The sequence below is a fragment of the Bradyrhizobium sp. PRIMUS42 genome, from assembly GCF_023006515.1.
Classification (GTDB): domain Bacteria; phylum Pseudomonadota; class Alphaproteobacteria; order Rhizobiales; family Xanthobacteraceae; genus Bradyrhizobium.
The window spans coordinates 1-7,954 of the sequence record NZ_JALBGZ010000259.1 but is presented as its reverse complement, the minus strand read 5'-3'; the positions used below and the strand labels follow the sequence as shown (position 1 = coordinate 7,954).

9 protein-coding genes, 1 tRNA gene and 1 pseudogene are annotated in these 7,954 nt (G+C 63.9%); 7 read left to right on the top strand and 4 right to left on the bottom strand.

Features of this window, described 5'->3' with window-relative positions; all coding sequences use genetic code 11:
* Together MOV75_RS19700 and hisN are read right to left on the bottom strand one after the other, a co-directional pair.
* The coding region (locus tag MOV75_RS19700) for a tripartite tricarboxylate transporter substrate binding protein (RefSeq protein ID WP_247006427.1) at positions 1-668 on the bottom strand (668 nt) is incomplete at its 3' end.
* 21 nt (positions 669-689) lie between these two features.
* A complete protein-coding gene (gene hisN, locus MOV75_RS19695; RefSeq protein WP_246926762.1) occupies positions 690-1,472 on the bottom strand; it encodes a histidinol-phosphatase in 783 nt (260 codons plus the stop codon).
* Between the two features lie 28 nt (positions 1,473-1,500).
* Here hisN and MOV75_RS19690 point away from each other — a divergent pair, with 28 nt between their 5' ends.
* Complete coding sequence (locus MOV75_RS19690; RefSeq protein WP_247006426.1) at positions 1,501-1,713, top strand: hypothetical protein; 213 nt, start codon at positions 1,501-1,503, stop codon at positions 1,711-1,713.
* Positions 1,714-2,002: 289 nt separating this feature from the next.
* Here the strand turns inward: MOV75_RS19690 and MOV75_RS19685 are convergent, their stop codons facing one another.
* A complete protein-coding gene (locus tag MOV75_RS19685) occupies positions 2,003-2,893 on the bottom strand; it encodes an N-formylglutamate amidohydrolase (protein WP_246926756.1) in 891 nt (296 codons plus the stop codon).
* Positions 2,894-3,217: 324 nt separating this feature from the next.
* On the opposite strand from MOV75_RS19685, the gene cpdR reads away from it, so the two are divergent.
* The 6 genes and pseudogenes from cpdR to MOV75_RS19655 all read left to right on the top strand — a co-directional run bounded on the left by cpdR (position 3,218) and on the right by MOV75_RS19655 (position 7,473).
* Complete coding sequence (gene cpdR / locus MOV75_RS19680) at positions 3,218-3,577, top strand: cell cycle two-component system response regulator CpdR (protein ID WP_007597092.1); 360 nt, start codon at positions 3,218-3,220, stop codon at positions 3,575-3,577.
* A 74-nt stretch (positions 3,578-3,651) separates the two neighbouring features.
* Positions 3,652-3,726 (top strand) — tRNA-Val (locus tag MOV75_RS19675).
* A gap of 199 nt (positions 3,727-3,925) precedes the next feature.
* Positions 3,926-4,153, top strand: a complete 228-nt coding sequence (locus tag MOV75_RS19670; protein WP_246926753.1) for a DUF2945 domain-containing protein — start codon at positions 3,926-3,928, stop codon at positions 4,151-4,153.
* A gap of 32 nt (positions 4,154-4,185) precedes the next feature.
* Positions 4,186-4,722, top strand: a complete 537-nt coding sequence (locus MOV75_RS19665) for a DUF488 family protein (RefSeq protein ID WP_246926750.1) — start codon at positions 4,186-4,188, stop codon at positions 4,720-4,722.
* A 212-nt stretch (positions 4,723-4,934) separates the two neighbouring features.
* Positions 4,935-6,043: pseudogene (locus tag MOV75_RS19660) on the top strand (ABC transporter substrate-binding protein).
* Positions 6,044-6,198: 155 nt separating this feature from the next.
* Positions 6,199-7,473, top strand: coding sequence for a lipase family protein (locus tag MOV75_RS19655; RefSeq protein WP_246926742.1), 1,275 nt, complete (start codon positions 6,199-6,201; stop codon positions 7,471-7,473).
* Positions 7,474-7,550: 77 nt separating this feature from the next.
* Here the strand turns inward: MOV75_RS19655 and MOV75_RS19650 are convergent.
* The coding region (locus MOV75_RS19650) for an NUDIX hydrolase (protein WP_247006425.1) at positions 7,551-7,954 on the bottom strand (404 nt) is incomplete at its 5' end.

Sequence of the window (7,954 nt, the reverse complement as noted above, 5' to 3'; positions counted from 1 at the left end):
GCCGAGCCGACTGCGATCGGCCGCAGCGCGCCCGCCTTGACCTGCGGCAGCAGCGCCGGCAGGTCGAGGAACGTCATCTGCACCTGCTGGCCCAGCAGATCATTCACGGCCGGCGCGGCACCGCGATAGGGCACGTGCACGATGTCGATCTTGGCCGTCAGCTTGAACAATTCGCCGGCCAGATGCGGCAGGCTGCCGGGGCCGGATGATGCGAAGTTGAGCTTTCCGGGCTGCGCCTTGGCCAGCGCAATCAGCTCGCCAATGTCCTTTGCGGGCACGTTGGTGGCGACCACGAGCATTTCGGGCACGGTCGCAACCAGCGTCACCGGCGTGAGATCGGCCAGCGTGTCGTAGGCGACTTTCTCCATGCTCGGGCTGATCGCGAGGGCGCCGGCGCTGGAGATCGCGATGGTGTAGCCGTCGGGCGGGGCCTTGGAGACGGCGTCGGTGCCGAGCACGCCGCCCTGGCCGCCGCGATTGTCGATCAGCACCGGCTGGCCTGACAGCTCCGACATGCGCTGCCCGATCACACGCGCGATGATGTCGTTGGGACCGCCGGCCGGGAACGGCACGATCAGCTTGATCGGCTTGACCGGAAAATTCTGCGCCGACGCCAGCGTTGGCAACAGCAGAAACAATCCAAGGAGCAGCCTGCGTGAGATGGTCATGCAAGCCCTCCGCCCGCGTTGTTATTGGTTGAGAAGCCTCAAGGCTTCTTCGTGCACCCTGGCGTCGCCGGCCGCGATGATGCGACCGCCGCCCTGGGCCGGCTTGCCTTCCCAGGTGGTGACGACGCCGCCGGCGCCGGTCACGATCGGGATCAGGGCCGCGATGTCGTAAGGCTTCAGCTCGGTCTCGACCACGAGATCGACGTGACCCGCCGCCAGCATGCAATAGGAGTAGCAGTCGCCGCCATAGCGCGACAGCCGGGCGCCCTTTTCGATCCGGCCGAAGATGGCGCGGTCACGCTCATTCATCAGCAGTGGGCTGGTGGTGTAGGTCGTCGCTTCCGACAGCGAGGCGCAGCGGCGGACCTGCAGCCGGCGCTCGCCGGACGGGCCCTTGTAGTTGGCCGAGCCGTTGTCGCCGGAGAAGCGCTCGCCGATGAAGGGCTGGTGCATCATGCCGTAGACCGGCGCGCCCTTGTGCAGCAGTGCGATCAGCGTGCCCCAGATCGGAAAGCCGCCGATGAAGGATTTGGTGCCGTCGATGGGGTCGAGCACCCAGACATAGTCGGCGTCCTCGCGCTCATTGCCGAATTCCTCGCCGACGATGCCGTGCTGGGGGAAGCTCGCCTTGATCAGCCGCCGCATCACCGCCTCCGCGGCGCGGTCGGCCTCCGTTACGGGGTCGAAATCCCTGGTCTTGCTCTTGTCGTCGATCGACAGCGAGGTGCGGAAGAACGGCAGGATGGTTTCGCCGGAGGCGGTGGCGAGCCGTCCGATGAAGGCGGAGAAGTCGATCACCGTCACAGGCCGAATCCTCAAAAGCGAAAGTTGGATGAAGCTCGCCTCTTGCCTAGCTCAATTCGGCAGCATCTTGCAGCGCTGTCTTGGTTTGCACCCTGGTATTTTGAATGCCGCGGCCGGCTGCCTCATCTCCGTCATCTCCTGGCCAAATATCGATCACTGCGTTGAAAACTTAGTTCCCACCATGCCTCGTTCGTATGCAAACACCTATCAACCCATTGAATTTCCTTATCAAAGAAACTGAATCTGGGTTTCCGTGGAAGCAACTGAGCCATGTGCGTATTGCATGGGAAACGGCTCAAAAACCCTTGCACTTTGTGCGTCGCGGTCGCATATTGTTGCGGTGCGGTAGCGCTTGGCGTTACCGCTGCCCTCCTTGGGCGTTTCCTCCCTAGACTTGGGCCGCTTGCGTCATTCGCGAGCGGCCCTTTTTTCTTGCGGCCAGCTTTCAGTTCAGCGCGCGCAAATGGGCGAAGCGAAGACGCGTTCGCGCCAACCGCAGACCACACGATCTCAATAAGAAAAGCCGGCGCCTATTCCGCGGCGGCCTGGAACGGGCCGAGGTCGCCGAATGGAATCGTCGTCGCCAGCACGTCGGCGAGAACGCCGAAGTCGGTCGCCACTTGCGCAAAGCGTGGACTGCGCTCGCGCCGCCGCTCGTCCATGTAGATCGCGCGGTTGAGCTCGAGTTGCACCGCGTGCAGGCCGCTCGCGGGATTGCCGTAATGCTCGGTGATGAAGCCGCCGGCGTAGGGCTTGTTGCGGCCGATCGAATAGCCGAGGCCGGTCATGGTCTCCTCGACCCGGTCGGGCAGAAGCGGCGTGCAGCTCGTGCCGTAACGGTCGCCGATCACGACGTCGGGCCGGCGCGGCTCGTCGCGGGACACGCCGACCGAGGGCATCGAGTGGCAGTCGACCAGCACCACGGTGCCGAACATCTGGTGCACCTTGTTGATCAGTCGGCGCAGCGCGCGGTGATAGGGCTTGTACAGCGTCTCGATCCGCCCCAGCGCATCGTCGACCAGGATGCGGTCGCGGTAGATCTCCTGGCCGTCGCCGACCACGCGCGGAATTGTGCCGAGGCCGCCGGCGACCCGCATCGAGCGGGTATTGGCAAAGCTCGGCAGCCGGCCGGTGAACATGCGCGGGTCGAGCTCATAGGGCTCGCGATTGACGTCGACATAGGAGCGGGGAAAATTGACTCTGACGGTTGGAAAGCCGCGCTCGCTCAAATGGCCGATCAACTCGTCCATGAACGAATCTTCGGACCGCCGCAGCGTCGGCAGGTCGATCCGCGAGGCCGCCAGAAATTCGTCCGGATAGGTCGAGCCGGAATGGGGCGAGTTGAAGATGACAGGCGCGCGCCATTGCGCGGGCTCCACGATCTCGAAGGCTGGCGACACCTCGCCGTCAAACCGGGTCATCTTCTCAGGCTTCGTCCCTTCGCCGCAGGATCCGGGCCCCGGATCGCATGATTCGGCCGATGGATGCGGCTCTTATGTGTCGTCATTGTCCGGAATCGCAACCATTCTGCCAAGCGAAAAGATGTGATCGGCGCTGGAACATGTCTTAACCGTGTGGGCAGGGAAGCGGGGACGCCGGCGGGGCTCGATTGCTTCGAGCCGCATTCCGGTTCACAAAGAGCCGGCAGCGAGAGCCCGCTTGGGTTAAGATTTTCACCCCAAATTTACCCTCTGTCGGGCTTAGTGACCTCTGCTGATATCCTCTGGGGATCGACGTTTCCTGCCATGCCCAAAATCCTGCTCGCCGAAGACGACAACGACATGCGCCGTTTCCTGGTCAAGGCGCTGGAAAATGCCGGTTTTCAGGTCTCGTCCCATGACAACGGCATGGCCGCCTATCAGCGGCTGCGGGAAGAGCCGTTCGAGATGCTGCTGACCGACATCGTGATGCCGGAGATGGACGGCATCGAGCTCGCCCGCCGGGCTTCGGAACTCGACCCCGACATCAAGATCATGTTCATCACCGGCTTCGCCGCGGTGGCCCTGAACTCGGATTCGGACGCCCCCAAGAACGCCAAAGTGCTGTCCAAGCCCGTGCATCTGCGCGAATTGGTCAGCGAAGTGAACAAGATGCTGGCGGCCTGAATCGGCCCCGTTCCGTCCTTGCGCCGGCTCCCCTGAGCCGTTATAGGGACCCCACCCGATCTAGACGACCTCTAGGGCACGTAGCTCAGCGGGAGAGCACTACCTTGACATGGTAGGGGTCACAGGTTCGATCCCTGTCGTGCCCACCATCCTTCGCTCGCAAAGCGAGAGAAGGATGCCACGCCGAAGCCCAAAGGGCGAAGGCGGGCTGCCGCCGCGAGCTACGGCTCGGCAAGCCATCAATCTTACTGCGAAGCGTGTCCGGCGTAGCTCTCAGAGCGAAGACGGACCGGGGCGTCTTGCGCCGTCGCCTTGGAACACGCCCCATCGACGCGGCATTATTCCATCATGCCGAAGCCCTCCACAAAACCCTTCAAGCGCGGCGATCACGTCAGCTGGAATTCCGAGGCCGGCCGGGTGCGCGGCCATATCCTGCGCGTTCACACGGAGGACGTCGACTACAAGGGCTACACGCACCACGCCAGCCCGGACGATCCGCAATACGAGATCCAGAGCGACAAGACCGACCACGTCGCCCTGCACAAGGGCCGCGCATTGCGGTTGTTGAAGAGCTGACGGCCCGCGGCCCGAGCTGACGAGGCGTCCCCATGGCTCATCCCTTCTTCACCATCGGTCATGCCACGCGTTCGATCGAGCGATTCAGCGAATTGCTGCAGGACAGCTCGGTCACCTTCGTGGCCGACGTTCGCACCGTGCCCCGCTCCCGCACCAACCCGCAGTACAATCGCGAGGTCCTGCCGCAATCGCTGGCGGCCGTTTCGATCGGGTACGAGCACATTGCCTCGCTCGGCGGCCTGCGCAGCCGCAAGCGCGAGGTGCCGCGCGAGACCAACGCGTTCTGGCAGAACGGCAGCTTCCACAATTACGCCGACCACGCCATGAGCGCGGCTTTTCATGAAGGGCTCGCGCATCTGCGGGCTCTCGGGCAGGTCCAGCGCTGCGCGATCATGTGCGCAGAGACCTTGTGGTGGCGATGCCACCGGCGGATCATCACGGATTATCTGCTCGCTGCCGGCGAGACGGTGTTTCACATTCTCGGGCCCGGGCAAGTCAAGCAGGCCGAGATCAATCCGGCTGCACAATCGCTGCCTGGTGGGCACCTGGCCTATCCGGCGGAGAATTAGCCTGTTCCAGCGAACGAGGTTATGCCTCCGTCCCCGGCGCCGTGAGCCCAAGCATACGCGTCGGCCGCTTGAACAGGACCTCCGCCGATTTGTCCCTAGCCGTAGGGACAGACTTTCTCCCCGGCCAGAGCGACATTGCTTTGGCGAAATATAATACCAGGGAGAACATCATGATCCGGCGCTGCCTCGCCGCCTTTTGCGTCTGCACCGCGATGGTTCTCGCCATCCCCTCCGCAAATGCCGATATCAAGGTGGGAATCGTGGTTTCTGCTTCGGGGCCAGGCTCGGCGCTCGGGCAGCCGCAGATGCGGACGGTTGCTGCCCTCCCCAAGGAGGTCGGCGGCGAGAAGATCGTCTATATCGCCCTCGACGATGAATCGGATTCGACCAAGGGCATTCAGAACGCGCGGCGGCTCGTGATTCAGGACGGTGTCGACGTCCTCATCGGCTCCTCGCTGACGCCGGTGACCATGCCGATGCTCGATGTCGCCTGGGAGGCCAAGACACCGATCATCTCGCTCGCCGCGGCGACAGCCATCGTCCAACCGATGGACGAACGGCGCAAATGGGCCTTCAAGGTCGTTCCCAACGACGCCTGATGGCGCTCGCGATCCTCAAGCATATCGCCAAATCAGGCGCGAAGACCCTCGGCTACATCGGCGTCTCCGATGGATATGGCGAGGGCTATTACAAGGAAGTGAGCAGGCTTGCTCCCACCCTCGGCCTGACCCTGACCACGCACGAAGTCTATGCGCGCGCCGACACCAGCGTGACCGGCCAGGCTCTCAAGGTGATGGCGACAAATCCGGACGCCGTCTTCATCGCCTCGGCGGGCACGCCGGCGGTCCTGCCGCAACAGGCGCTTCGCGAGCGAGGCTATTCCGGCAAGATCTACCAGACCCACGGTGTGGCCACCGAGGAGTTCATCAAGCTCGGCGGAACCAGCGTCGAAGGTGCCGTCTTCACCGGCGAGGCGTTCACGATCGCGGACGATCTGCCGGCGGACGATCCGTTCCGCAAGATCCGGGACCAATTGCTGTCCGCCTACGAGAAGGCGAACGGGCAGAAGCCGAACATCTTCGCAGCGCATCTGTGGGATTCTATGGCGCTGCTCCAGACGGCGATACCAACTGCATTGAAGACCGCGAAGCCCGGAACGGGAGAGTTTCGCACCACCCTTCGCGACGAGCTCGAGCGCGTCAAGGAGGTGTATCTCAACAACGGCCTGTCCACGATGAGCGCAACCGATCACAATGGATATGACGAGCGCTCGGCATTCTTGATCAAGGTGGAAGGAGGCCGCTTCAGGCTGATGAAGTAGCCGCGGAACGCTCCGCGTGATCGGCATTGGCCCATGTCCGAAAAAGGCGTGGACCCGGGCGTGATCGTCTCCATAATCGACACGGAAGACAAATTGCCCGGGCAATCAACCTGGCCAAGAATGCGGCGCGCGCCGCAAAGGGACCGGAGACGCCTATGTTCACCACCCCGATCGCAAAATCGATGATGACGCTCGCCATAGTCTGGGGTCTCGCAATTCCGCAGGCCCACGCGGACTCGTCGCTGCCGGTAGGACCGAAAGTGGGCGACCAGAACCTGTCGCCGTTCTATCGCTGGTCCGAAACCTTGCCCGAGAGCGCCGGCGTGATGTTGCGCAAGGAACCAATGCTCGTGCAGCCCGAAATCACGGGCGCGGCACTCGCTGAGCGCATCCTCTACACGTCGAGCGATCTGCGCTGGCGCGCGGGCATCGTGCCGGTCAGTGGCACGCTCTATCTGCCCAAGGGCGAGCCGCCGGCCGGAGGCTGGCCCCTGATTGCCTGGGCGCACGGCACGCTCGGGGTCTCCGATGCATGTGCACCGTCCTGGACTGGTCATAAGCCGCGCGATGCCACCTACATCCAGCGCTGGCTGGAGAACGGCTTTGCGGTCGTCGCCACCGACTATCAGGGTCTCGGCGGCCCGGGCCCGCATCCCTATCTGATCTGGGAGGCGGAAGGCCGTTCGGTGCTCGACGGAGTGCGCGCGGTGCTCTCCGACTATAAGGACAGGCTCGCGTCCAAAGTCTTCGTTACCGGCCAGTCGCAGGGCTCGGGTGCCGCGATGGGCGCAACTGTGATTGCCGAGAGCTACGCGCCGGACGTCCCGCTCGTCGCCACTGTGGCAACGGGCCTCGTCTCGACCTTCCCGGACGGTCCTTACAAGCCGCCGCAGACCACCGCGATCGGCTCGCCGATCTATACGTCGCTCATGCTGCTTGGCGGTTCGCTGCCCGACGGCGCGCCCTCCGCCGATGATCTCGTCTCCGACAAGGGCAAGCCGATCCTGAAAGCGGCGCGCGAGGGCTGTACGACCGAGATGCGCATTGTCGCCCGGCAAGATGGTATTACTGTCGACAATGTCTACGTCGAGCCGATAGCCAATGTGCTGGCGCGGCTGACCGCGATCACGGACATGAAGGCCGTGCGGCTCAAGGTGCCGTTGCTGCTCGGCACCGGCCTTGCGGATTCCACGCTGGTCCCGGCCCGGCAATATGCCGAGGTCGTGGCCTTGTGCGCTGCTGGAAACGATGTGGTCTGGAAGACCTATCCCGGTGCCACGCATAATGGCGGCCTGAACGCCGCCTTCCCCGATGCGCTCGCTTTTGTTCGCGGCATGCTCGCGGGCCAGAAGCCGCAAGCCAATTGCGCCGGGATTGCGGAGCCCGGCCCTCCCGGCGAGGCCACGCAAGGGGTGGCCTTCAACGATTGATCGGCCGCGTATTTCCTCGCCGCCGCCTCGTCCCACGCGATGCCGGCGTCATCGCGCTCAGCAAAGCAGGAGCGAGCTTACGCAGCGCCGTCTGTTGCGCCCAGCAGCAAACCCTTCAGCCCGGTCGGAAACAGGCTCGGCGCGCCGTCCGCATCGAGATCGGCAAGGTCGAACCAGCGCGCGACGATCTGCTCCCCGTTATCCTCCCTGAAGTCGATGCGGTCCTGATCGCGGAATGCGGCATCGGGAAACTCGACTTCGGAGATGAACATCACCTCGTGCCCGGTCGCGCCCTCGTGCACGAAAATGTTCTCCAGCATCAACGGCTCGCCCTTGAGCGTGACGTCAATGCCGAGCTCTTCGTTGAATTCACGCACCAGCGCCGCCCGCCAGCTCTCGCCGAACTCGATCTCGCCGCCCAGCGGACGCACGCCCTTGATCCGCCCGGCATCGTCGCGAACCTCGGCCGCCAGCAGCCGCC